The sequence below is a fragment of the Larkinella arboricola genome, assembly GCF_003259745.1.
GTDB lineage: Bacteria > Bacteroidota > Bacteroidia > Cytophagales > Spirosomataceae > Larkinella > Larkinella arboricola.
On record NZ_QLMC01000002.1, the window covers coordinates 1,026,603 to 1,052,218 of the forward strand.

General features: G+C 53.8%; 12 protein-coding genes. 4 read left to right on the forward strand and 8 right to left on the reverse strand.

Annotated elements, in window-relative coordinates; translation table 11 throughout:
* Positions 1-13: 13 nt before the first annotated feature.
* Positions 14-1,114 carry a hybrid sensor histidine kinase/response regulator gene (locus LX87_RS11320; RefSeq protein WP_111628297.1) on the forward strand — a complete coding sequence of 367 codons (1,101 nt, stop codon included), beginning with the start codon at positions 14-16 and terminating at the stop codon, positions 1,112-1,114.
* A 111-nt stretch (positions 1,115-1,225) separates the two neighbouring features.
* Entirely contained in the window at positions 1,226-2,242 is a 1,017-nt protein-coding gene (locus LX87_RS11325) for a dienelactone hydrolase family protein (RefSeq protein WP_229310625.1), read from the forward strand.
* 31 nt (positions 2,243-2,273) lie between these two features.
* Here the strand turns inward: LX87_RS11325 and LX87_RS11330 are convergent, their stop codons facing one another.
* Positions 2,274-3,464, reverse strand: coding sequence for a T6SS phospholipase effector Tle1-like catalytic domain-containing protein (locus tag LX87_RS11330; RefSeq protein ID WP_111628299.1), 1,191 nt, complete (start codon positions 3,462-3,464; stop codon positions 2,274-2,276).
* A gap of 457 nt (positions 3,465-3,921) precedes the next feature.
* Between LX87_RS11330 and LX87_RS11335 the strand changes: the two genes are divergently transcribed.
* Both LX87_RS11335 and LX87_RS11340 read left to right on the forward strand, forming a co-directional pair.
* Complete coding sequence (locus LX87_RS11335) at positions 3,922-6,834, forward strand: SusC/RagA family TonB-linked outer membrane protein (RefSeq protein WP_229310626.1); 2,913 nt, start codon at positions 3,922-3,924, stop codon at positions 6,832-6,834.
* 32 nt (positions 6,835-6,866) lie between these two features.
* Positions 6,867-8,576, forward strand: coding sequence for a RagB/SusD family nutrient uptake outer membrane protein (locus tag LX87_RS11340; RefSeq protein ID WP_229310627.1), 1,710 nt, complete (start codon positions 6,867-6,869; stop codon positions 8,574-8,576).
* Positions 8,577-8,687: 111 nt separating this feature from the next.
* Here LX87_RS11340 and LX87_RS11345 read toward each other — a convergent pair whose 3' ends face one another.
* The 7 genes from LX87_RS11345 to LX87_RS11385 form a co-directional block, all read right to left on the reverse strand.
* Positions 8,688-10,706, reverse strand: a complete 2,019-nt coding sequence (locus LX87_RS11345; protein ID WP_111628302.1) for a PAS domain-containing sensor histidine kinase — start codon at positions 10,704-10,706, stop codon at positions 8,688-8,690.
* Between the two features lie 341 nt (positions 10,707-11,047).
* The gene (locus LX87_RS11350) at positions 11,048-13,240 is read right to left on the reverse strand and encodes a malectin domain-containing carbohydrate-binding protein (protein ID WP_111628303.1); all 2,193 of its coding nucleotides are present in this window, start codon (positions 13,238-13,240) and stop codon (positions 11,048-11,050) included.
* Positions 13,241-13,508: 268 nt separating this feature from the next.
* Entirely contained in the window at positions 13,509-16,133 is a 2,625-nt protein-coding gene (locus LX87_RS11355; protein WP_170139346.1) for a malectin domain-containing carbohydrate-binding protein, read from the reverse strand.
* A gap of 465 nt (positions 16,134-16,598) precedes the next feature.
* Positions 16,599-20,351, reverse strand: coding sequence for a malectin domain-containing carbohydrate-binding protein (locus LX87_RS11365; protein WP_111628306.1), 3,753 nt, complete (start codon positions 20,349-20,351; stop codon positions 16,599-16,601).
* A 771-nt stretch (positions 20,352-21,122) separates the two neighbouring features.
* Positions 21,123-22,010, reverse strand: a complete 888-nt coding sequence (locus LX87_RS11375; protein WP_111628308.1) for a YsnF/AvaK domain-containing protein — start codon at positions 22,008-22,010, stop codon at positions 21,123-21,125.
* 36 nt (positions 22,011-22,046) lie between these two features.
* On the reverse strand, positions 22,047-22,484 hold the full coding sequence (locus LX87_RS11380) for a YsnF/AvaK domain-containing protein (RefSeq protein ID WP_229310628.1): 438 nt from the start codon (positions 22,482-22,484) through the stop codon (positions 22,047-22,049).
* A 432-nt stretch (positions 22,485-22,916) separates the two neighbouring features.
* The coding region (locus tag LX87_RS11385) for a PKD domain-containing protein (RefSeq protein ID WP_211325295.1) at positions 22,917-25,616 on the reverse strand (2,700 nt) is incomplete at its 5' end.

The following is a 25,616-nucleotide window of genomic DNA, read 5'->3' on the forward strand; positions in this document are numbered from 1 at the left end:
TTAAAAGGACTGTATGGCAACGCAAATTTTATTGATTGAGGACGAGATTCAGATCCGGGAAAATGTAGCCACCTTACTGAGTCTGAAAGGCTACGAGGTTTCTACCGCCCCGGATGGCCGCGAGGGGATTAGTCAGGCGATGGTCTCTCCGCCGGATCTTATCCTGTGTGATATTATGATGCCGGAGATGGACGGCTATCAAGTGCTGGATACCATTCGGAATAACCGTTCACTGGCTACCGTGCCTTTTATTTTTCTGACGGCCCGAACCGAAGAAATTGATGTGCGCCGGGGAATGGTTTCGGGGGCGGATGACTACCTGACCAAACCGTTCACGCTGGATAGCCTGCTGCGGACCATCGAAAGCCGGTTGCAGCGTGAGGCCCTGCGGGAAGCCGGCCTGCAGGCCCGCCTGGAAGAGCTTCGCCGGAGCCTCACCAGCGTCTCCACGCATGAATACAACACTCCGCTCAGCGGTATTCTGGGCTTCACCAGCCTACTACTTGATCATTATCAGGAGTTTAACGAAGAAGATACGCTGTCGATGCTGTCGATGATTAAAGCGTCGGCGCTCCGCCTGAAACGATCGCTGGATAACCTGCGATTCATCGAGGAACTTCAGCAAATCAACCCTACCGATTCTTCCTTTGAATTTTTCACCAACGGTATTTCCCGAATTGATGCCGACGTTGTGAAGCAACAGATCGCCAAGGTCAGGGAGCGGAAGGATGAGGAAATCGATTGTCAGATTGAGGTTGTCAGCGCCGTTGTTGACTGCTCGGAAACCAGTGTGCGGATCATTTTAGACGAGTTGATCGACAACGCCTGCAAGTTTTCGAAGGGTGCCCGTTCCATCCGGATCAGCGGTTGGCCGGAAGGCATCAATTACCACCTGAGCATCTCGAATGTGGGGCAGCTTTTTAAGGCGGAAGATATTGCCCGGATTGCCCCTTATACCCAGTTCGATCGTAAAATCTACGAACAGCAGGGTTCTGGCCTGGGGTTGTCAATCGTTAAAAAGCTGCTGGATTTCAAAAAGAGCACCCTGACGATTCAGAGCACCCCGGAGGGCGAAACATCCGTAACAATTATTTTTCAGCAAGTGCTAAATTAGTTCGTCAAACCCGCTTTTTGTGATATTTTCAGGGCTTTAAGATGAAACCCTGAGATCATGAAGCGGGCACCTATGGAAAAGACACCTTTTTCGAGCAATAGACGGGATTTTATGAAAACGCAGCTCTTGGGAAGCCTCGGCGCACTGGCAACCGTCGGTCAGCTTCCGGGTGGAACGGATTTGCCGGAACCGTTGGCCGACACCCTGCTCCAGCACTACCAGACCTGCCTGGGCGGGCCGTTTCCGCAAGCAACTCCGCTGCAACCAAAGCTTCGGGAAACCATCCGGAAAGAGGGATACCGCATTGAATCAATCACTTACGAAGTGGAGCCGCAGGAACGGGTTCCGGCGCTGCTGCTGATTCCGGATTCGGCAACGGCCCGGCAGCCAGCACCCGGCATTGCGGTCTGGCATCAGCACAACGGCGAATACCACCTGGGCAAGTCGGAGCCCGCCGGTCTGGCCGGTAATCCCATGCACCATACCGCCGTTGCCCTGGTGCGGGAAGGCTACGTCGTGCTGTGTCCGGATACCCTCTGTTTTGAGGAACGGCAGGACCCGACCGGCAAATTAAAAAAGGGTGATTACGAACGCTTCGAATTTTTGCGGCAGGTGGTGCGGGGCCGCAGTCTGGCCTGGAAAAACGTTCTGGAAATGCGCCGGGCTGTCGATTACCTGGCGAGCCGCCCCGACGTGCTGGCGAGTCAGCTCGGTTGTTACGGTCATTCGATGGGCTCGACGCATTCCTGGCTGGTCGGGCCGCTCGAACCCCGGCTGAAGTGCCTGGTCGGAAACTGCTGCCTGCCCAGTTACGCAGCCATTGAACACGAACACCTGCTGCACTGCTTTCCGAACTTTGTTCCCGGCTGGACTCAGTTTGGCGATACGCCCGACATTGCGGCTCTCATTGCCCCCCGGGCTCTGCATCTCAACTTCGGCGCCCAGGATACCGGTTCGCCGATTGAATTTGTCCGGGCGAGCCTGCCGCGCATCGCTGCGGCCTACCAGAAAGCCGGTGCTGCCCAGAATTTCACGTCGTTTATTGAGGAGGGGCAGGGCCATGTACTCACGGAAGCCATGTGGCAGCGCGTAAAAGAAACGTTTGCCCGGCATCTGAAACGGGCGTAAACCACCCCGCCGACGGAGCGCGTGGATCAGGCTAAAACCCTTTTTCAACTTCATACGTAAAATCCTTCTGCAAGTTCAGTTTATATTTCTGTTTGCAGATTGTGGATGACTGCCGTTCAATGGCGCTTTCGGCAATAATGGGTCTGGCCCCGGCCCCTTTGCAAAGGATCTCGATTTGCCGCAGCCCTTTCCGAAATAAAATCCGTTTGAGCAGCCGGGACCGCTCATCCCGCAACTCGCCATAAAAGGCATCGGGATGGAGGTTTCGGGTCAGGTAGGATTCACTGAATTCCAAACCGTGCTTCTCGGCCTGCCGGATCATCCAGAGCAGGGCGTTATCCGACAGCCCCGCATCGGCATACCCTCCGCCGATGTTACTGTGAATACCGGCAAACCAGACCTGTTTCACGGTCTGCTCACCGGTGAGACTGGTTTCGTTCCAGAGCGTCGGCGTAAACGACCGGCGGTTTTCATCAATGGAAATGGCGTGGTAGGCCGCTTTTACTTTGGGATTAAGCTCGGCGTTCAGAAACCGGTAGACACCCAGCAGGCGACTCGTCAACCAGGTAGCCACTTTATCCGGCAGGACTTCTTTCGGAATGGGAAACGGTATTCCCAGCGCCCCGACGGTATCCCAGACGCCAATCATTTCGATACCGGGATGGTAACAATCGTGGGTTTGCTGGTACTCGTCAACCGCAGCCGGGTTTTGCTGCCTTTTCATTTTCTGGTAGGCCCCCTTCAATTCCCGCAGGGTGTTGTGCGAAGCGTTGGCCTTCTGCCGGGATTCCTCGACGGGTCGGTTAGCGGCTGTCGTAATGGCGGGCTGCTCGTGCCGGGTGCGAATCAGATCCAGATTCACCAGTTCTTTATCCAGACCAAAATTACAGATCAATCCGGCCAGACTACGGACCGTGTAAGCCCCCCGACTAAAGCCAAACAGGTAGATTTTATCGCCGGGCTGGTAGCGTTCGGCAATGAAGTGGTAGCAGTCAAAAATATTCGTCATCAACCCGTTGCCGGTTAAGCCCCCCAGCAGCCGGTCCAGCCAGCCGCTGGTGCCCACACCCAGGTCGTAATAAATATCTTCCTGATCGGGCTTCTTGGCCAGTGCCAGGGCACGGGCAATTTTAACGACATTGGTGGGCACCAGGCTGCCCCGGTCCAGTTGCTCGGGCTCATTCCAGGTGCCGTCGGCGCAGACAATAATTTTCTTGCTCATGATTTTCAGGGTTTGGCAAACATAAATTACTGAAAAAGAGCCGGGCCGCGAATGGGTTTTTATTTAACGTATAATTAGCGGACGTAGACAGGCCGGACTACAGGATAAGATTATCAACAATCCCGAAAGATTAACGCGAATAAACTTTACGATTGTACTGCCTATAGGCCGTCAACAGAAGCCCGTTTTCCTTATTTATCGGCTTACAACCCGGAATCGATATTTTTTGAACGCACTGGCTTTCTGCTTGAATTGGCCGACAGGCATACTGGCTTGATGACTGCGGATTTGGCGGGTCCACCAGCGCTTTCCCAAGAGCCAGAAGTCTTTGTTTATTTAAACAATTAACTATTAACCAATCTTTAGTATGTATCCTGACCTAAACAATTCATGTGGAAGGTCCAGAAGGCTTCCATCCCAACACGGTCTACGGCTCCTGCCCAGGACGCTGTTTCTTTTGATTTTGCTCCTGGCGGGAACGCTGACGGGGCGCGCGCAAAACCCCGGCACGGTTTCCGGAAAAGTAGTCGATTCACAAGGCAGCGCCTTACCGGGCGTATCCATCCTCGTGAAAGGAACCACCACCGGAACCACCACCAATCCCGACGGCACGTTCCAACTCCAGGTGCCGACAACGGCCAACATTCTCGTTTTTTCGTACGTGGGGTTCACCTCCCAGGAAGTGACGCTCAATGGCCGCTCGTCTGTGCAGGTAACGCTTCAGGAGGACAATAAAACCCTCAATGAAGTCGTCGTCGTGGGCTACGGGTCGCTCAATCGGAAAGAGGTTTCCAGCGCCATTACCCACCTGTCGGCCAAGGACCTGCTCCGCGTGGGAAGCAACAGCCCGCTGATGGCCATTCAGGGAAAAGTGGCCGGTTTATCGGTGACCAACACCGCCAATGCCGACCCCAACTCCACGCCCAACATCCAGCTTCGCGGGGTTTCTTCCCGGAGTGCGGGGCTTGGGCCGCTGTTTGTCATCAACGGGGTTCCGGGCGGTAACCTGGACAACATCAACCAGAACGAGATTGAATCCATCGACGTGCTGAAGGGCGGGGCGGCTTCGGCTATTTACGGAACGCGCGGCAGCAACGGGGTCATTGTCATCACGACCAAAAAAGGCACCGCCGACTCCCGCATATTTTACGACGGCTACACCGCCTTTGACTTTATCACCAACCAACTTTCGGTGCTGTCGCGGGATGAATTTCTGGCCAATAAGCGGGGCGTGGACCTGGGCGGCAATACCGACTGGATGAAAACCGTCAGCAACAACCCGGCTTTTTCGCAGAAACACACCCTGCAATTTTCGGGCGGCAACACCCGAACCAATTATTTCACGTCGGTGGATTACCGGAACGCGGGCGGTATTGACCTGCGGTCTTCGAAGGAAGAGTACGGCGGCCGGGTCAACATCAACCATACCTCAGCCAACGACCTGTACGCCATTACCTTCAGCGCGGCCCCCCGGTATGCCAGGACCAATCTGGCCGATTACAGCGGTTTCAACTACGCCCTGACGCTCAACCCCACACAGCCGGTCTACGACAACAACGGCCGGTATGCGTACATCACCACCGGTTTTTTCGCCAACAACCCGGTGGAGCGGGCCCGGGAAGTGCGCTCCGAGCAGGAAATCAAATACCTGGACCTCAACGCGTCGTTCCGGCTGAATCTGCTCGATAACCTCTATTCAACGGTGACCATCGGTCAGGTAAACTCCTCGTTCCGAAATTACAATTTTACGCCCTCCACCCTGACGACGGTACTCAACGGCAGTGGCCGGAATACGGCCTCTCAGGACCTGGACGAAAACGACCAGAAAAGCTTTGAATGGACCGGCAATTACGCGCTGGACGTTCAGAAACATTCCGTTAAGCTCCTGGGCGGCTATTCCTACCAGTTGTTTACCTCATCCGGTTTTGATGCTTCCAACCAGCTTTTCCCGTCCAACGTACTGACCTACAACAACCTGGGTTCGGGCACCTGGAACCTGACCTCGGGCGTCAACGGCGTAAGTTCGTACCGGAACAGTTCGAAACTGATTTCGTTTTTCGGACGGGTGAACTACGATTACGATCAGAAATACTACCTGTCGGCCAGTCTCCGGCGGGAAGGGTCATCCAAATTCGGCTTCAACAACAAATGGGGTAATTTCCCGGCGGCTTCGGCAGCCTGGCGCATCACCCAGGAATCGTTTTTGCAGGGTATTCCCTGGCTGAACGAGTTGAAGCTCCGGGCGGATTACGGGGTAACCGGTAACCAGGATTTTGGCAATTACCTGTCGCTGGATACCTACAGCGGATACGGTTATTACCTCTACAACGGAGTCTCGTATCAGGTCTGGGGGCCGAGTCAGAACACGAACTACAACCTCCGCTGGGAAAAAGCCATCAACTTCAACGTCGGTCTTGATTTTGAACTGCTCAACAGCCGGCTTTCGGGTAGCCTGAACTACTACATCCGCACCAACAAAGACCTGCTCGGGGATTATTCGGTGCCCAACCCGCCCAACATTCAGGGAACCACGTTTGCCAACGTAGGTACGATGAAAAACTCGGGGCTGGAAATCCAGTTGAACGCATCGGTCGTCAACCGGAATGATTTCAGTTATAATCTAGCCTTCGTGGGGGCCACCAACAGCAACAAGTTTGTGTCGTTCTCCAACGATGCCTACCAGGGCCAGACCTACATTGATGTGGTGGGAATGCCCGCGCCGGGCAGTCCGGGCAACATCCAGCGGTTGCGGGAAAACACCCGAATCGGCAGCTTTTACACGTTAAAATCGGCAGGTGTTGACGAAACCGGGGCCTTGCAGGTATACGACCGAAACGGCAACGTCATTCTGGCCAACAAAGCCACCAACGACGACCGGCAGTTTGTGGGCAACGGTCTGCCGAAATTCACGGGCAGTCTGAGCAATAACTTCAAATACAAGCAGTGGGATCTGAGCCTTTTCTTCCGGGGTACGTTCGGCTATGACCTGTTCAATACCTACGCGTTTTACCTGGGAACACCGGCCACCCAGGAAAATGCGAACACGCTCAAATCGGCGTATGACGGCGGCAAATACGCCAGACTAACCAACGCAGCCACGTACTCGGCCCTGTCGGATTATTTTCTGGAATCGGGCAGCTTCGTCAAACTCGACAACGTAACCCTGAGTTACACCCAGCCGCTGAAGGTTAAATTTCTGCAATCGGTCCGAATTTACGCGACGAGCCGCAACCTGGCCACGTTCACCAAATTTACCGGGGGCGATCCGGATCTGATTCAGGTGAACGGTCTGTATCCCGGTGTAAACAATTCGCTGTCGTATTATCCATCGACCACCCAACTGCTGCTTGGTCTTCAACTTACTCTTTAATCTGCTTACCAACCATGAAACGAATTCCTTTTATGGCTCCCATACTCCGGTGGACGGCGCTGTCACTGCTCCTGGTCGTCAGCAGTTGCACCAATCTGGACGAAGTTCTCTATGACCGGATTACGTCCGAAAACTTTTTACAAACCCGGGCCGACGTAACCCGGGACTTTCTGCGGGCGTTTGAACACTGCTACTGGAGTATTCAGGGCGGTAACACCTTCATGCTTCAGGAAAACAGCAGCGACGAACTGATGACCATCAACCGCCAGGGCGACTGGTACGACGGCGGGCAGTTCCAGCGGGTTCACTACCACACCTGGACGCCCAACGACGGGTATACCAGCGACGCCTGGAATGCACTCTATCAGGGCGTTAACCTGGCTACCAATTCGCTGGAAGATTTGCAGGGCATTACCGACCCGGCCAAATTTGAAATGACCCAGGCCGAACTGGACGGTATGATTGCCGAACTCCGGACGCTGCGGGCCTGGCTGAACATCCGTCTGCTGGACCTTTACCGCAACATTGTGCTGGTGACCCAAATAAAGGGCCAGAGCCAGGGCGGGCCGCAGGTACCACCCCAGGAGGCCGTGGCCTTCATTGAACAGGAGCTGAAAGACGCCCTGCCCAAACTGCCCACCCGCCAGAGTCTGGGCGAAAACGCCGTTGGCCGCTGGACCCAGGGTGGAGCAGCCGCTTTGCTCGTCCGGTTGTACCTTAACGCGAAAGTCTATACGGGCACCGACCGGTTTGCGGACTGCGCGACCGTATGCCAGGATATTATTGCGGGCAAATACGGTAATTATGCCCTGGAAACACGCTGGGATGCGCCGTTTGATTACAACAACGCCAACTCGCCGGAAACCATTTTCGGATTTCCCGGCAGCTTCGGCTTAACCCACTGGCAGTACGACAGCGGTATGTACTGGTGGGCCATGCCCATTCAGGCCCCCCGCTACTTCGGCTTTACCGACTGGGGCGACTCCAACCCGAAGTATGCCCTGCAACCGGGCCGGGATGTCGACAGCGTAGAGTACAATTTTGCGCTGGGCAAGCCGTTCATAAAGTTCCAGAAATATGCGGATGATTACCGGGTTAAAAAGTATAAAAACCTGGGCAACAGCAAACGGGAAGGTATGTTTTTGTACGGTTATCTGCCCTATGTCAATTCGAGCGGCAGGGTGGATACCGTCCGGGGCAGCAAGGGCCCGTACGCGCTTTTCTTCCGGGATCAGGTCGGTATGTTCCTGGGGGCTAAGCCCGGCACCAAAATCGCCGACAAGGAATCGAACATGAACCACGGCGATCACAGCTCGGGCGTCTTTCCGGTTAAATACCCCTTCTACCCCAGCGACGATCCGAACAAGATTTCTTCGGCCTATGCCGAAATCCGGTTGGCGGAAATTTATTATTCACTGGCCGAGTGCCGATACCGGGCGGGCAACAAGGCTGCGGCTGCGGTGCTGCTCAACACAGTGCGGGCGCGAAACTACCCGGCGGGTTCGCCGAGTTTATACAAACCCGATGGCAGTCAGCTAACCGATCAGGAAATGCTCGATGAGTGGGGCCGCGAATTTCTGGTTGAAGGACGCCGACGGACCGACCTGATTCGCTGGGGCGTGTTCAATACCGGCCGGTGGTGGGACAAGGAACCCGATCCCGACGATCATACCGCCATTTTCCCCATCGGTCAGAACGTCCTGAATGTGTCTCCCCAACTCAAACAGAACCCCGGATATTAATTGGTTATTTGTAACCGGAAACCGGCCTTATCTGGTAAACAGCCGCCCTGAATAGCATTTTTCGGGGCGGCTGTTTTTATTTTTCAAACCCACGAAAGCGTCCCTGACTTTTTATTCAGCCTGCGCAACGGGCATGGAGTTGGGTTCGGCAGGCAGGTAGACAATAAAGGTGCTGCCCACACCCGGCTTACTGACCGCCGTAATGGCCCCGCCGTGGTTCATGACTACTTTCTCACAGATGGCCAGACCAATACCGGTTCCGGCATATTCACTCCGCCCGTGCAGCCGCTGGAAGACTTCAAAGATGCGCTCGGTGTATTTCTCCTCAAAGCCAATGCCGTTGTCTGACACATCGAACCGGTGATAAGCCGCAGCGGCCCGGGCTGGTTTTACGGAAAGCGGAAGGTCTACCGAAGGCATCAGGTGCGTGGTCACCTGAATCACAGGGGTCACCTGGGCCCGGCGAAACTTAAGGGCATTACTGATCAGGTTTTGAAAAAGTTGCCGCAACTGCGAGGAATCGCCGTATACGGTTGGCAACGGTTCGACCTCCACAGTAGCCCCGGTTTCCTGAACGGTCAAATCAAGGTCCGTTAGCACCTGATTCACGACCTCCGTTAACGCGACAACACCGGCGGTATCCTTCCGGGTCGTAAGCCGTGAAAAAGCCAGCAAATCCCGGATGAGCGTCGACATACGGCTGGCCGCTGACTGCATCCGCTCCAGGTAATCGGTTCCCTCTCCTAACCGCTCCGCATACTGTTCCTGCAAGAGTGTACTGAACGAAATAATTTTGCGCAGCGGCTCCTGAAGGTCATGGCTGGCGACATAGGCAAACTGCTGGAGGCTCTGATTGGAACGCAGCAGCAGTCGGTTGGTTTCGGCCAGATCATCATTCGTTACGGCCAGTTCTTCGTTGATGGCGGCCAGTTCTTCGTTGGTCATTTTCAACTGCTCCGCCAGGATCCGTTGCTGATCGTAGCTTTCCCGCAGGGCTTTTTCAGCCGCTTTTCGTTCGGTCAGGTCGCGGGTTACTTTTGAAAAACCAATGAGTGTTCCGTCCGTATTATAAACCGCCGTAATCACGATATTCGCCCAGAACAGGCTGCCGTCTTTCCGAAGCCGCCAGCCTTCCTCTTCGTATTTACCAACTTCTATGGCGATTCTTAATTCGTTCGCTGGCTTATTGTTAAACAGGTCTTCCTGGGTATAAAAAATCGAAAAGTATTTCCCGATGATTTCCTCGGCGTTGTACCCCTTTATTCGTCGGGCTCCTTCGTTCCAGCTAATGATACGCCCTTTATCATCCAGCATGAAAATTCCGTAATCCGTCACCTGCTCGACCAGGGAGCGATACCGTTCTTCGCTCAGGCGCAGTAACTCCTGAGCCTGTTTTCGTTCGGTCAGATCGCGGGTTACTTTCGAGAAACCAATGTGCTTATTCTCGCTGTTGAACAGGGCCGTAATCACCACATTGGCCCAGAAAACCGAGCCGTTCTTTTTGACCCGCCAGCCTTCTTCCTCATACTTGCCGGTTGCAATGGCAATTTTCAGTTCGCGTTCCGGCTTTCGGTCTTCGAGGTCTTCGAGGGTATAGAACGTGGAAAAGTGTTTGCCAATAATTTCCCCGGAGCTGTACCCTTTCGTCCGTTGAGCGCCTTCGTTCCAGGTGGTTATATAGCCGTTGACATCCAGCAGAAAAATGGCATAATCCCGTACCCCTTCCACCATCAGCCGAAACCGTTCTTCGTTTTCCCGAAGCGCAAGCTCCCGCTGTTTTTTTTCCGACGTATCCCGTAGCAGGCAATTATAACCCGTGAGCGTCTGTTGCCTGTCGTAAATGGGCGCCAGCGTCATTTCGGCCCAAAATGGGGTCTGGTCTTTTTTTAACTTCCACCCTTCGGTGATCAGTTTTCCATGTTTACGAACCTGGCTCAGTTCATACTCCGTCCTGATGGCATCATGCGCATTGGGGTAAAACCGGGTAAGCGGCTGGTTGATTAACTCGTCACTGGCGTACCCGGTAATCGTACTGGCCGCCGGGTTAGCGTAGGTGATATAACCATCGATATTGAGTATAAACAGGGCTTCAGGAATATTTTGAAGCAGTAATTCGAAATTCGGTAGCATGGTAAAAGCGAATACAACATGACTTTTACAGGGCCATGAAGGTAGTAAAAACTAAACAACGAAGCCCGGCATTCCTCTTCAGGAAGTCAACAATCCTTTTTTATGGTACCATCATGGGGGTACTTTTCTATGCTTTGAGTCCCATCCGCTCTGTCAAAACTACCGCCATCCGCCCCCCAAACGCGGTTTCTTTACGGTAACGTTATAGGTTGAACGTAAGCTGAAAAAGCAGAGCCAGGGTCGGGTTTCGTCTTAAAAAAAATGGATTTTGGCGCTTACAGACCAAAATCCATTTCATGATACCTTAAAAGCACGTTTCTAGTCCGTGCAATACCCCTCGGTTATGGGGCAACGATGACTTTTTCCGTGAGTGAATTGCCGCACTGACGAATGCGCAGTATATACAATCCCGTGGGCAAGTTCCCCAGTTGCAACTGTACCTGAGAATCAGAGGTGATTACCTGCTGAGGCTCTGACTCCGAAAGCCCCTGAACTACCGTAACCCGAAAATCGGAACAGGTTGTATTGATTCCGTCGATGGTTACCGTTCCCGGCGTAGGATTCGGATACGTCCGGACCACCGGCCCTCCTTCGGCGCTGGCCGGAGCCAAAGAATCGGCCAACCGGGCCGTCGAACCGGCGGGCAGGATTTCGATGGCACAGACCTTAGCGTTGTTGACGCTACCGTTCAGAAACCGTACGTTCAGGGTGCCATCACTGACCGAGACACTAAAGCTCTCCTGGACGGCTTTCCAGGTCCCGCCCGCTTTGGCCACAATGTCATACTCGGTTAGCTTGCGCTGACCTTCGATGTCCACATGGAACTTGCGTTGGTTGACACCCGTAGCATAAATCTCAGCAAAGTGCAGAATGACCGTATACGTACCATTGGCAACGGGGAAGTTATACGAAAAATTGCCATACCGTTCGGTCTGGTAGAGTGCATCCTGGGTGGTGTTGGTGATGTCGCCCGAACGTGAATAGGCGGTGCCTCCGCTGGCGTAGTTGTCGGCGCTGTAGGCTTTGCCGTCCGAGGTGGTGAAGCTATTGCCGCCCGCATTCGTGCGGTAGGGAATGGCAATACCCGACCCAGCCGGCACCACCTCAATGGCACAGACTTTGGCGTTGTTGACGCTCCCATTCAGAAACCGCACGTTGAGCGTACCGTCACTGACGGCCACCGTAAAGCTCTCCTGAACGGCTTTCCAGGTCCCACCCGCTTTGGCCGTAATGTCATACTCGGTTAGCTTACGCTGACCTTCGATGTCCACATGAAACTTGCGCTGGTTGACACCCGTGGCGTAAATCTCGGCAAAGTGCAGAATGACCGTATATGTACCGTTGCTGATGGGGAAATTGTAGGTAAAGTTACCATACCGTTCGGTCTGGTAGAGCGCATCCTGGGTGGTGTTGGTGATGTCGCCCGAACGCGAATAGGCGGTGCCTCCGCTGGCGTAGTTGTCAGCGCTGTAGGCTTTGCCGTCCGAGGTGGTGTAATTGCCGCCCCCGGCATTGATGCGGTAGGTCGTAGCCGGACTGCTTGGAGCGGCATTGACGCGCAGGGAAAAATCGTCACTGACCTGGCCTCCTTTGCCATCATTGGCCGTTACCCGAACGGTTAACGTGGCGGTGCCGGTGGGCACCCCGCTGAAGGTGCGGTTAGTGGCATTGAACGTTAGCCAGGAAGGCAGCGCAGCTCCGCTGGATAAGGTAGCCCGGTACGTCAGGGCGTCTGAGTTAGGATCACTAAACGTGTTGGTCGGGAAGGTGTAGTTAAACGCTTCGCCCACCGTTGCAGTACGATCCGGAATCGGTGTAGAGACCACCGGGGGCTGGTTGGTGGGTGTGCTGCCGGTGGTACATTTGGTTTCGGCAGCCGCCTGAGCCGTTGAAGCGCTCACCGAGGAATGGAACATCACCATCCGGTCGAGCAAATGGGCCGCTGACCGGGCCGAGATCTGTAGCTTGTAGATGCCGGGGGTATCGAACTCAACCACAATCTGCATCGGATCGCGGTCACTAACCCAGGTTGTCCAGGCCCAGTCCCAGACACCGGCATTGAAATAGACTTTAAACCAGCCATCGCCCCCGGCACCGTTGGGGTTGGGCGATTTTCCGGTTCCATACGGATAGACCTTGCGGGAACCTTTCTCGCCGTAGAAGTCACTGGCGTTGGGGAAGCGCAGCCAGGTGTCGTTGTGTTCGGTCAGCGAGTTGCCTTTACCTACCCGGTTGCGCCACTGAAAGATGTACTTTCCGGTTCGGTTGATTTTGACGGTAGTTTCGATCAGGCCCACGCCGGTTCTTGAAAAGTTTTCAGCCCCCGTCCATTCAATGTATCCGCTGCCGGTATAGCCGCCAACAGCGGTTTTTTTCTGCCAGCCCGAAGGCAGGCCCAGATTCTCGGTTTCAATAACGACTATCCCGTTTTTTTCCTCATAAGGAGCCGGACACGTCGTCCCCTGTGCGATTACCGATGTCCCCGTTCGAAGGACCAGTAAACAGATTAGTAATAAGTAAAGAGCGTTTTTCATAAGAACTTAGCGTTTAACTTACCATTGTTGACATTTAACGGTACGACCATACATAATAAATCCGGAAAACTTTACTGTTTAAATCTGGTGTGGCAGGCTCCGGAGGGCTGCTACCCCGCCATTTCACTTCCCCGCCGTACCTGTTGGCGGGGAAGTAACCGACCCTCTACCCGATTCAAGTAACTGGTATAGAATCAGGGCGTTGGACAAATTTCCCTACGTGGGATATTTTTAACTACAAACCGTATTACGGGCCTGCTTGTTATAATCATTCTGATTTTAGTACTTTCAGGGTCCGGCTTTGCTCCGGGGTACTGACCCGCAGGAAAAATAAACCCGCAGCCTGTCCGGTAACCGACAAACGGTGTTGCTCACGAATACCCGCTTTAGCGACTTCATGTTCGGCAACAACCTGTCCTTTTGCGTCGATCAACTTAAACCGCAACGGCTGGCCCATTGCCCCCTGCACCTCAACGTCCAGGCCATCCTGCTGAATGGGATTACCCAGAATTTTAACCTGTAGGTCAGCCTTCCCGGTGGTTTCAGGATTCGCTACCGTTGCTGACAGCATTCGTGACGGACTGGCCAAAACCGTGGTCGGCACAATTTCAATGGCGCAGACCTTGGGATTCTGCGATGATCCCGGCACGAAAGCTACTGTCAGAACGCCATCGTTGACGGTCACACCAACCGTTTCCTGCACGGCTTTCCAGGCCCCACCGGCTTTAGCCAGAATATCATACTCGGTCAGCTTGCGCTGGCCTTCGATATCCACATGAAATTTGCGGCTGATGGTTCCGTTGATCACCTTCGAATACGTCTCGGCAAAGTGCAGGATTACGTTGTAGGAACCATTGCTTACCGGGACATTGTAACTGAAGGTGCCATAGCGTTCGGTCTGATAGAGGGCATCATCGGCGGTGTTGTCAATCTGTACGTTCCCCACCGTTGTCGTACTGCCGCCCGTGACGTACGTGTCTGCGGCAAACTGCCGACTGCCCGAAGCCAGAAAAGCCGCTCCCCCGGCGTTTAACCGGACACTTTCTGAAGAAGCCGGAGCCGGACCCATCACTTCAATGGCCGAAATTTTGGGCTGGTTGGCCGAGGCTGAAAAGTCAATGTTTAACACCCCGTCACCGACCTCCACGGTATAGGTCTTGACCACTGCCCGCATGCTGCCCACATCGGCCAAAATGTCGTAGTTAGCCAGCTCGACAGGGCCACCCTCCAGGTTCACACTGAATACCCGCTGGCCTACACCACCTGCCCGACCGCCGGTAGCATCCCAATAAATCTCGGCAAAGTGCAGCTTCACCGTGTACTGACCCGGAACCGGAACCGGCATGGCAAACCCAAAACCACTCAGGTTGCTGGTGGCGCTGTACTCGGTCTGGTAGAGCACATCATCCTGCGTGTCGGCAATCTCCTTCACCTTGGAATTAGTGTAGGTTTTACCGCCAAAAAAATACTCACTGCCGCTCCAGGACACCCCGTTACTGGTTACCGCCGGACCGCCCGCATTGATGCGCGCCAGCAGCGTGGGCGCCCCTGAACCGCCCTCCACCGTCAGGCGGACCTCCACACTGGCCGGACTGTAACCGGCTGCCGTTGCCGTCAGGGTGTAGCTGTAATTACCCGCCGGTAAACCCGCGGCATTCAGCGTCAGTTCCACCGGTGCACCAGCCTCATCGGTGGTACCGGAAGCCGTCTTGACCTTTAGCCAGCCCGGTAAGGAGGCCGTGTTGATGGTGTAAGTGGCCTGATCGGAGAAGGTTCCTAACAGGGCCTTTACCGTAACCTGCTGACCAGCCGCGGCCGAAGCCGTCAACTGATTAGGCCAGAAATCAAGCTGCGTGTTTTTGCTGCGGGTGATGCTCTTGATCCAGGCGGCTTCCTGGCTTTGCTGACTGCCCGGTGCCCCGCCGTGTGAGACAATGTAGTAGTTATCGATCACCTTCGCCGAAGGCGCAATCAGGGCCGTGGGCATCTGGTCGATGATCGTCCAGTTGTTGGTAGCCGGATCGTATTGCAGGATATTCTGCCCATTGCGTTCTCCACCGGTGACCAGAATCTTACCATCCAGCGCAAAGCTGCCCGGCTCAATGTGGGAGTTGGCATAGGGCAGATCCTTTTTCTGGGTCCAGGTGTTGGTGGCGGGGTCATACGCATGCACCATTTTCTGATCCTGACCGCCCCCACAGTCGTGGCCGTACTGCCCACCAATGGCGTAGATCTGACCGCCCACCGTAACAGTACCGAAGTGGTTGCGGGGTATGGGAAGGGGAGCCAGCCCCGTCTGCCAGCCTAGCGCAGGCTGGTCGAGGTCGTAGACGAAATGATCGGCCCTGTCGTCGTTGCAGACGGCCGGACCAAAGCCGCCAAAGAAGTGCAGCCGACGGCCCAGACGCACCAGTCCACCAGCCGCCCGGGGTGCGGGCAGACGCGGCCCTTCGGCCCAGGTGTTGGTTGTCAGGTTGTAGAGCCAGACCTTATCGGTAACCGGCCCCGGGTTGTCACCGACGCGTCCGCCGGCCAGCCAGACGATGTTGTCGACCAGGGCAATACCGTTATGAGTGAGGGCCTGGGGTTTGCCCTGGGCATCGAGGGGCATGGGGGCAATGTAGGTCCAGGTGTTGGTGGCCGGGTCGTAGACTTCGTTGGAGTTGTTGATGTCGAGTTTCGGATTGAGTCCGGCAAAGACGTAGATTTTTTTGTTGTAGACAATGCTGGGAGCCTCAACGCGTTTGTTCTGACCGGGGGTCCGGGGTGTCCAGACCGGGTAGAAAGGGTCCTGGAGGGCCGGAGCGGCCTGGAGGGCAAAACCCGACCAGAGGTTGAGCAAAATCAGCAGGCAGGAAAGGTAGACAGATAAACGTAAACGTAGTAGGTTCATATACTCGGGAAAAAAGTTAAAAATGCTTCGGAACGATAGGATATACAGCGACGTGCATAGCATCCTTTGTGCTATACGTAAGCCGCTCTTTCGTTCCTGACTGTGTATTATGTGTATTACAAAAGATAAGAAAAGGCATTTTTCTGTACTTGATTTTTTAGTAGACCGGAATGGCCTTTAACGATTAGAGACTGGCAGCTAACGGCTGTGCGATCAACTAGGAGGTTACATAAGTAGCCAGATCGAATTAAAACAGCAGGTAAAGCGGCTTCCGGAAAAGCCTGCACCAAATTAAAAAGAGATTAAAAAATACAAGCTTTTGCGCCCATACGAATTTGTAAATATTATTGTACGGACCTTCATATGTATACGTGGCTGGGTACAACGCAAAGCCTACCGGAGCAGCATAAACTACCCGGTAGTAATACAAAAATCCCTCCTGCTGCTCGGCAGGAGGGATTTTTGTCAGTGGATTTTCATCAGCTTATAGCGTCGGGCGCTTTGGCCCTCCCCGATCTGTAGCACATACAAACCGGCAGCCAGCCCTTGCCCCGGATCAATCACCTGCTGATGGTCCGACAAATCCGTCAGCTTATACACCAGCCGCCCGTAGCCGTCGTAAAGCCGTACCGGCAAGGGCCCTTCCCGGCGGGTTGGGACTTTTAAAGTAAACGAGTTTTGGAACGGATTGGGGTAGTAAACCACCGGCAGTTCTTCGGCATCGGCTTCTACACCTATTTTTGCCGTACCCGCCTGATTGATTACCCGAAAGCTGATTGTGAGCGCCGTTCCTGCTGTCCCTGTGCCACTGGCTCCGCTGTAGGGCGTAGCCGTCAGGCTGTATGTGCCCACGGTTGGTGTCCAGTTGTTGTAGTTTCCGTTGCTGTCTCCAAAAAGTGCGTAGGGAGCGCCCGTCTCGGTCTGGGTGCGTTTCTGCTGACCACTCAACACCATCTTGACCGACCCTACGGTCGTGGGGTTGGTATTGACACGGATGTTCAGATTTCGCGTCGGCAACGTCGCCAGGTTCAGTTGCTCACCAGAGGTCAGTACTTTAATTGCCTGCTCGTTGTCAGCATTCATCAGGGTAAAGTTAACCACCGCCGGACCCGCCGTTGGTACATCATTGACCACCAGTGTAAACGTTTCCTGATCGGTGGCCTGTCGGCTATCCGTCGCCTGTACGGTGATGGCGTAGCTGCCCGCTGCCTGAGAGCCCGGAGCAAACGTCAGCACATTGTTGCTCAGACTGGCAAAGGCAGGCAGGTTCGTGGCCGTTATTGTCACCGCATCCCCATCCGCATCGGTGGCCGATAAGGGGACGTTTAACACACTGCCCTCGTTGACGGTTTTAGCCCCAATCGTCGCCAGTACCGGTGCGGTGTTGGTAGTTGGAGCCAGCACTTCAACGGCGGATATCTTGGGCGTATTGATGCTTCCATTCGAAAAGCTTACCGTCAGCAGGCCGTCGGTTACGGCCACCGTAAAGCTTTCCTGCACGGCTTTCCAGGCTCCACCCGCTTTGGCCGCAATGTCATACTCGGTTAGTTTGCGCTGGCCTTCGATATCGACGTTAAACTTGCGCTGATTAACGCCCGTGGCATAAATCTCGGCAAAATGTAGCACGACCGTATAAGTGCCGTTGCTGATGGGGAAATTATACGAAAAGGCGCCGTTGCGCTCGGTCTGGTAAAGCACGTCATGGGTAGTGTTGGTGATGTCGCCCGCACGGGTATAGGTATCCCCTCGGCTAAAGTAACTGTCGGCCCCAAAAGCCTTGCCGTCCGGGGTGATGCAACTGACCCCACCCGAATTAATTCTAAACGGCGTGGTAACGACGGCCGTCCCCCCTTTCAAAATCTCAATGGCGCACACCTTTGCTTTATTAATGCTACCGTTCAGAAAATTGATTGTCAGCATCTCATCGGTTACGGCCACCGTAAAGCTTTCCTGGACGGCTTTCCAGGTCCCGCCCGCTTTGGCCGCAATGTCATACTCGGTTAGTTTGCGCTGGCCTTCGATATCGACGTTAAACTTACGCTGGTTGACGCCCGTGGCATAAATCTCGGCAAAATGTAGCACGACCGTATAAGTGCCGTTGCTGATGGGAAAGTTGTATGAAAAGGCGCCGTTGCGTTCGGTCTGGTAGAGCGCATCCTGGGTTGTATTGGTGATGTCGCCCACCCGCGTATAGGTGCTGCCTCCGCTGGCGTAGTTATCGGCGCTGTAGGCTTTACCATCCGAGGTGGTGTAATTCCCGCCCCCCACGTTGATCCGGTAGGAAGAAGAGGCAACGGTTTCGCCCTCCGCCTTGATCAGAACCACCCAATCCTGACCCGCCGAATTAGGAGGATTGCCGAGCGATTTTGTACCACTTCCCGATAAACTCCTGACCGACCCTTTTTGTAACGCACCTCCGTTGCGGGGATCGTACCAGTCTACCGTGTAGGTACCACTGCTGCTGAGGCTCAGGTTGGCACTGCCTCCATCGGGTAAGTACACGACATAAAGCTGCCCCTCTTTGCCCAGCGACCATCCCCGGCTTGCACTCGCCAACGGCTTGACTTCCGTTACGGGCACGTGGGCCTTAAAGAAGTTCAGTGCGTGGCGATTATAGCGCCACATCTTCGCCCGTGACCGGAAGTCTTCGGCAGTCAAATCCGTTTCGCCCGTCAGATTACCAAAATAATACTCCACCCCGGCCCCGGAGGCCATCAGGCATCCCCAGAGTGACTTCTTACGGATATCGTCCTGATTGTCGGCTACCGTTCCCCGATCTCCGGTATAGGTGGCATCGCAGGCGACGCCCATCGAGTTTTGCTCGTCGTTGGCAACAATCCACTTCTTACCTGCATTGGCCGAGTTTTGAACCCATTTCAGGGTTTCTTCATACACATAATTCCAATTAGACTGATTGGATACGCCCACATACTCAGACTTACTGCCTAACAACGGAGTATAAACCGCATCGTGTTCTTTGATATTGGTGTGCAGCACAATGGGGTGTTTATAAGGGTCGGTCGCATTCAGATAAGCCGCCATGTCCTTGCGCTGCTGGTCAGTTTGGATGTTTTCCTCCCCTACATTCCAGTTCAGGGCCAAGTGGTGACCAAAGCGGGCAATCAACTCCCGGAAATACACCTTCCGCTGCACCCCCAGATTACCCCCATCCAGCAGGTTACAGTTCTCCCGCTCCTGCAATTTGAAGTGCAGATACAGACCTAACTTATCAGCATGATTGAAAACCACCTCCCACTGATCCAGCTTCGAGCAGTCAAAGCGGGTGTAGTCGCTGGAAGAAACGTACGGAAAAACATTCTTTTCGTCACCGGCAATGTTCATGGTTAGAAACGAAAAGGCATTCAGGCCTTCGCTGGCCAGGTAGTTGATGGCTCCAATGATACCTTTGCCTTTGGTCGATTTCCAGGTGGGATCGCCCGAGCGCCAGTCCTGCACATGCGGGCTCCAGCTTTTGCGTTTGCCTCCGTTGTCGGGGGTGTTGTCAAAATCGTCGTAGGCCAGGAAATTCTCGGGCGAATCCACGCCCCCTTTCACAAAGTACTCGCCGGTTTCGGCAAATTGCAGGTAGTGTGCCCCGACGTAGTTGAGCCGCCCTTTGGCCCGCAGGTCCGACCCGGTTTTATCCGATGCTGATACCGTAAAAGAACCCGTTTTGCCATCGAGGGCGGATACGGCCGTACCGGCATCCGTGCTGACGGCGATGTTGGTCCCGCTACGCATGGAGATCGCGTACGTCCAGGTACCGGTTTGGTCGGGTGCGAAGTGGACTTTCCAGATACTGCCTGCTGTCGCCCCGGTATTTCCCGCATTGCCATCGGCGGCAAAGTAGCCCGGCACCACGTATTTTTTAGAACCGTTGGTGAAGGTTACGTTGAGCCGGTAGTTGAGGAAGGGATTGGAGCCGTTGGTTTCGGAGGTAGTAGGACCTTCAATCAGCAGGGTGATTTTATGCCATTTCTTTAGCTCCCCCTGCACAGTTACCGCCCCGAGTGCAAGGGCTTTTTTGGCGAGGGTTGTCAGGTGGGTGTTAGCCCGGTCCTCTGTTTTATTGGAAGTCCGCTCCGCATGTCGAGCGGGATTAATGCGGCTAAATCGGTTCTGGTTATCAGCATACGTCTGACGTTGACCGAAAATCAGGAGGCTTAGGCAACACCCTAAAATCCAGTGTTCTTTGAGTTTCCGTACGATTTGTTTCATTCGAAGTTGAGTTAGGTATTAAAATGTATTAGAGGCATTGAATCGGGCGCACAGGCACTTACGGATGAAGTCTTTCCGTCAAATAGACAGAGGCCCACCGCTACCCATTAGCCGTGTACGGCACGCCTATGCAGCCTGAACGTTATCAACAGATTCCTGGTGTGACAAGGGAATTGTATGCTCAAACCCAGCCGCCTACAGGGCTAAAGTTCAGCACCGTGTTTGGGCATAAGAGAGGATATGGCTCAGCTTCTTGGCTATGTGGTTAAACAGCAGTCGCCAAGCCAGCTCCTTGATGAAATCCGGAGAAATCATCACATGAAGAAAGTAACGGACGCAAATATTAAAAATTTATTAGAGAACGCAAGAAAAGAAGCAAACCGGATAGCGTTCAAAACTTCGTACTAAACTCCTCTTCTAACGTACAATCAAGCGGTTATTGAAAGCAAAATCAGTTACTTTATTATACGTTATCTGTCTATTTATTTGAACATTAAGCCCTACCCTTCAGACCATAACCGATCATATGCTGTTTTGAAAAGAGTGGTGTTGCCAGGGGTGGCAGGATCGCAGAGAACGTGGCCAGAAATTAAAAACGTATTAGAAAAAAAGTGAGTTAACGGTTTTACACGAAGTGACTTCACAGCCTATACAGCAGACAACCTGATGATTTCGTCACGTCCGCTCCTCTGGTCAGGATGCTGTTAAAAGAAAAAGAGATCGCTGATGATGAGCGATCTCTTTTTCTTTACTTGACTTGTTATTCTATTTTTAATCAATGGTTCGATCCCGGAATTGATCTTTATCCAGATTTTCAACATCCACTTCCGTTTTACGAACCGTATCGCGAATTGTTTCTTCCCGTTCGTCTACCTCTTTACTTAGCGAAATTTCTTCCACTACCCGTGCTTCTTTGTTTACCACAGGTACTTCTGCCCGTTCCGTCAGTTCAATTTCCGCATCCTGGAAGTTCGCTAAATCTGCTGCCGTAGCTGGCCGATTAACCGATTGACGTTCAACGCTTACCCGCTCCTGACGCAACCGAAGCGTCTCTTCCACGGGGCGCTCCACAATGCGGCTTCGCAACCGGGCGCCCCCCGTTGTTACTTCCCGTTTACCGATCTGAAGGTTTTCCTCAATCACCGGAATCGATTTATCCATATCCGTATCAACACGGGTTGTGTCAGTCAGGTTATCGATATCAATGTCGGTGCGCATTGTATTGGTCAAAGCCGTATCCGACTCCGGATATACCGTTCCTGCAGTGGTATTTAGGCCCGATGAATAGCCGTATTGATTGGCGCGTTCATTCACATCCACGGCACCGGCATCGTCCAGAATATCGGCTGCCCGTTCGGCTTCCTCCGAGGAATGAGCATGTACCGTGACCAGCGCTTTTAACCGACGGGCTACTTCGCTATACCGATCGGCCTCATCACTGCTGCCAAACAAAGACCCGAAGAAATTGCCAATGCTATCGCCAAAACCTTCCTCGTCGTCTTTACTGGTGCGGTAAGTGGCCTGATCGGTTTCTGAAAGCGCTGCGTTCTGCGTTGACAGGTCAACATCCTCATACGTAAACCCTTTGCTTACCAGCTTCTCGACGGCTTCTCTGGCTTCCATTTCATTGTCGAACAAGCCAATCACTGTTTGTGCCATGATTTCTTCTAATTTAACGTTGAATAATTGAGATAATTAACTACTTACTTGCTGTTCATTTTCTGGTGGAATGGCAGTTCGCTCTACGGTTACTTCTTCCCGGCGAAGCGTTATCGATTTCGACACCTTGGACATGCGTTGCCGCTTATTGATGCGGACCTCCTCGACCAGCATCAGCCGTTTTTCCACCACAATAACCTCCTGCAGAACCGGTACAATCATCGTATCACCTTCGTAGCGGACGGCTGGCGGTGGCGATTCGATGTATTGGTTTATTGGTACCCGTTCCACTTCGAACTCTTCAGTTAGCATCGGAAGTTCGAAGTTTTTTTCTTCCTCGTAGACCCGTTTGGTAACCCGCACCCGCCCGGTTTCAACCACCTGCTTACCAAACACGGGTTGTTCTTCGATGACTGGAATCGTCTGCTTCTGCACGACAGGCTGGTTTTCAGAGGGTTGTTGCTGCGGCATCATATATATTGGACCCACGAGTAAGTTGTTACCCCCAATTGTCAAGATCTATGCCAGCGCCCGAAAGTTGAAAGAAGTACTAAAAACCAGCGCTTTACAGAAATGCTGGAGGAGGGATGCGGGTAGATCGTTCTACAGAAAAAGAGTTTTTTTCTACATTAATCCCTTAAGTGGACCTATCAGTATTATTTATTTGAATATCAGTCGAGAACATAAACGGATCTGTCTTGCGGATGCGGATTTGTCTGACCCTTTGCACCCTGAATTTGCCTGGAATAGCTATAAATCAATCGGCCAGCCCATGAGAGTATGGGCTGGCCGATTTTCTGCTGGCTAATAACGTGGGTACCTAAAAACCTGCCGATTACTTAACGTTTGGACTTTGTTGGCCTGAATCTGCCGGAGAACCTAACATAGCGTAGGTGTGGCCTTCTCTTACTGCGCTTTCAGCACTTTGACAGTTATGGACTCCCCAGGAATGATGACCTGGAGCAACAGCACACCGGTTGTGGCTTTACTAACCGATAGCACTGGACGTTCGACGGCGCTGGCCTGATCAACCTGCGACTCGGCAACGAGCCGGCCACTCAGGTCTGTAACCAGCAACCGCAGGGGTTTCCCTTCAGCGCCAAGCACTTCCATCCGTATCTGATCCGAAACCGGATTGCCCAATACGACAACCTGAAGCTTCTGGGGGCTTTCGGCCGACAGCCGGGCCGGAACAGGACAGTTGAGCGTTTTACCTGATTCTTTCAGTACATACGTACTCCCCTGCACCCGGGCATAAATCACATTCGAACCGGTTCCTTTTAATGACGCTGGCACCTCGAAGCTGTAGGCATGAGCTCCGTCGCCTTTGCCTGCCGTTTTTAAATCAGACCGGTAGATGTTTGCCTCGGTGCGCCCCCAGACGGTGGAGCCAGTGTAAAACTCGACGGTAACCGGGGTATTGGGCTTGTTTCTATCCCACACCCAGCCCCGGATTGTGCCGCATTCCACTTTATCCAGAAAACCTTCAAAATTTCCGGTTACCAGGGCGGGAGCAGCGGGGTTTACGATGAGTGTCATGCTCTGTTGGGCAGTTGCGCCCTGCGGATCAGTCGCCGTATAAATCAGCGTAAAGCTACCCGCCAGCGTGGGCGTACCGCTGATCACCCGACTGGGCGGTGAGAATGTCAGACCCTGTGGCAAGCCGCTGACCGTGTACGCCAATGAGCCGCCTTCCGGATCGGTAAAAGCCGCCAGTACCCCCGAAGTGAACGAAACGCCCACCTGAGCCGACAACCCGGCAATGGATGCCGGTGCCACCGGAGCCCGGTTAACCACCATGTCCACCACCGTAAAGTTGATGGTTAAAGCTTTACCAGCGGTTCCCTTTCCTCCTGCTTCTGTATACGGTGTTGCCTTTAAGGTATAGCTACCGGTGGTGGGTGTCCAGTTTCTATAATCGCCATCCGTATCGCCAAACAAAGCGTAAGGAGCGGCTGTTTCCGTCTGGGTTTTGGTCTGTCTACCCGTCAGTTCCATCTTGACCGACCCTACCAGCGTGGGGTTGGTGTTGACGCGGATGTTCAGATTCCGCGTCGGCAACGTCGCCAGGTTTAAGACCTCTCCATCAGACAATACTTCAATTTCCCTGTCCGTATCGGCATTCATCAAACTAAAGCTGGCCACCGATTGCTGATCCGTACTTGGCGATGGTGGGGTTGAAGGCGCTAAGGGAGTTGACGGCTCAGGCGTTTGAGAAGGAGAACCCGAAGACGCCACTACAATCGTTACCTCATCGGTCACCTGCCGGTTCTGTTTATCCTTCACCGTCAGCCGGAACACATAAGTACCCACCGGCATCTTGCTCAAGGCCAGATTCAAGGTGCTCTGTCCTGAGATGGCCGGGTTCGGACCCGACACCTTTACCCACGACACACTGGCAATGTTGTCAGCAGGACTGCTGGTGGCCACACCCGTAATCACCACACTGTTGGTGGGCAGCACCAGCGTCCGGTCCGCTCCTGCATCCGCCGTCAGCTGAGCCGCTATCGGCGTGCACGAACCCGTCTGCACCGCCCCGTGGCTCACCTTATCGAAGGTCACATCATTCACTAAATTTTTGACATTGCTTACATTCGTTCCACATACATAGGTATTATAAGTGCCCGTGTTGAGATGGATCGCATGATCACAGTTGATAGCCGTGTTGTTCTCCAGGATACTGCCCAGCACCGAGGGAATCTGCTCATCAACATAGAACTTGCCCGGCGGGTGATACTCCAGATAGTTCAAATACCCCTCCGGATACGGATCCCCATCCACCACCGCCCCCACATTGGGAACTCCCGCCGTCAGCCGGTTGCCGCGCATCTCCAACCCGATCGAGGTCGTCCCAAAGGTCTTCTCCTGAGAGTGCTGCACCGGGTGAATCCCAATGAAGTTGCCATTGCTGCGGTCGGTGTTCGAGACATTGTTGCCCACAATCTGGTTGTTATACATAGGAATCAACGTCTGCATACTGCCCCGCATCTGCTGGGAAGGCATCAGGTCAATCGAGCCGCTGTTGAGCAGCGTGTTGTCGACAATGGCCACCTGCGTAGTGGCATTCTTATACAAGGTAATGCCCCGCCGGTTACCCTCCATGGTGTTGCCCTTGATGAGCCAGTTCTGAGCACCCCAGTTGAAGATGGCATACCGGCTGCCCGCCCCCGGCACCACCGCCCAGGCCCGGTCCAGCGTCAGCGTGTTACCACTGCGGCTGACGATCTTGCGCCACTGGCCCATGCCCTTGCCGTTTACAATGGCTACTACCGGACTTTGCTTGACACTACCCCAGTTCTTACTATCATCCCGCAGGGTGGTGGCCGAAGCCCCGCTGACGGTGCCCGTCTCTTCATCGGGGCGGGTCTTGCCTCCGCCTTCGGCGATGATCGTCTCGCCATCGTTGCTGTTCTGAGCCGGTCCGTTGATGACCTTGAAGAGATTGTTGAGCACGGCCACGTTGTCGGCAAAGTTCATCACCAGCACGTGATTGACCAGCGTGGTGGGGTAACGGGCCGAGCCATCGCGGTAGATCTTGTTGTTCTCAAAGACGCCCCCGTGGGTATCATCGATGTTGATGCCGTCGACGGCAAAGGTGATGTGGTT

Coding starts and splice junctions, on each gene's coding strand:
- LX87_RS11320 (WP_111628297.1), top strand. CDS start 14: ATGGCAACGCAAATTTTATTGATTGAGGACGAGATTCAGATCCGGGAA.
- LX87_RS11350 (WP_111628303.1), bottom strand. CDS start 13,240: ATGAAAAACGCTCTTTACTTATTACTAATCTGTTTACTGGTCCTTCGA.
- LX87_RS11365 (WP_111628306.1), bottom strand. CDS start 20,351: ATGAAACAAATCGTACGGAAACTCAAAGAACACTGGATTTTAGGGTGT.
- LX87_RS11325 (WP_229310625.1), top strand. CDS start 1,226: ATGAAAACGCAGCTCTTGGGAAGCCTCGGCGCACTGGCAACCGTCGGT.
- LX87_RS11355 (WP_170139346.1), bottom strand. CDS start 16,133: ATGAACCTACTACGTTTACGTTTATCTGTCTACCTTTCCTGCCTGCTG.
- LX87_RS11330 (WP_111628299.1), bottom strand. CDS start 3,464: ATGAGCAAGAAAATTATTGTCTGCGCCGACGGCACCTGGAATGAGCCC.
- LX87_RS11380 (WP_229310628.1), bottom strand. CDS start 22,484: ATGATGCCGCAGCAACAACCCTCTGAAAACCAGCCTGTCGTGCAGAAG.
- LX87_RS11345 (WP_111628302.1), bottom strand. CDS start 10,706: ATGCTACCGAATTTCGAATTACTGCTTCAAAATATTCCTGAAGCCCTG.
- LX87_RS11340 (WP_229310627.1), top strand. CDS start 6,867: ATGGCTCCCATACTCCGGTGGACGGCGCTGTCACTGCTCCTGGTCGTC.
- LX87_RS11375 (WP_111628308.1), bottom strand. CDS start 22,010: ATGGCACAAACAGTGATTGGCTTGTTCGACAATGAAATGGAAGCCAGA.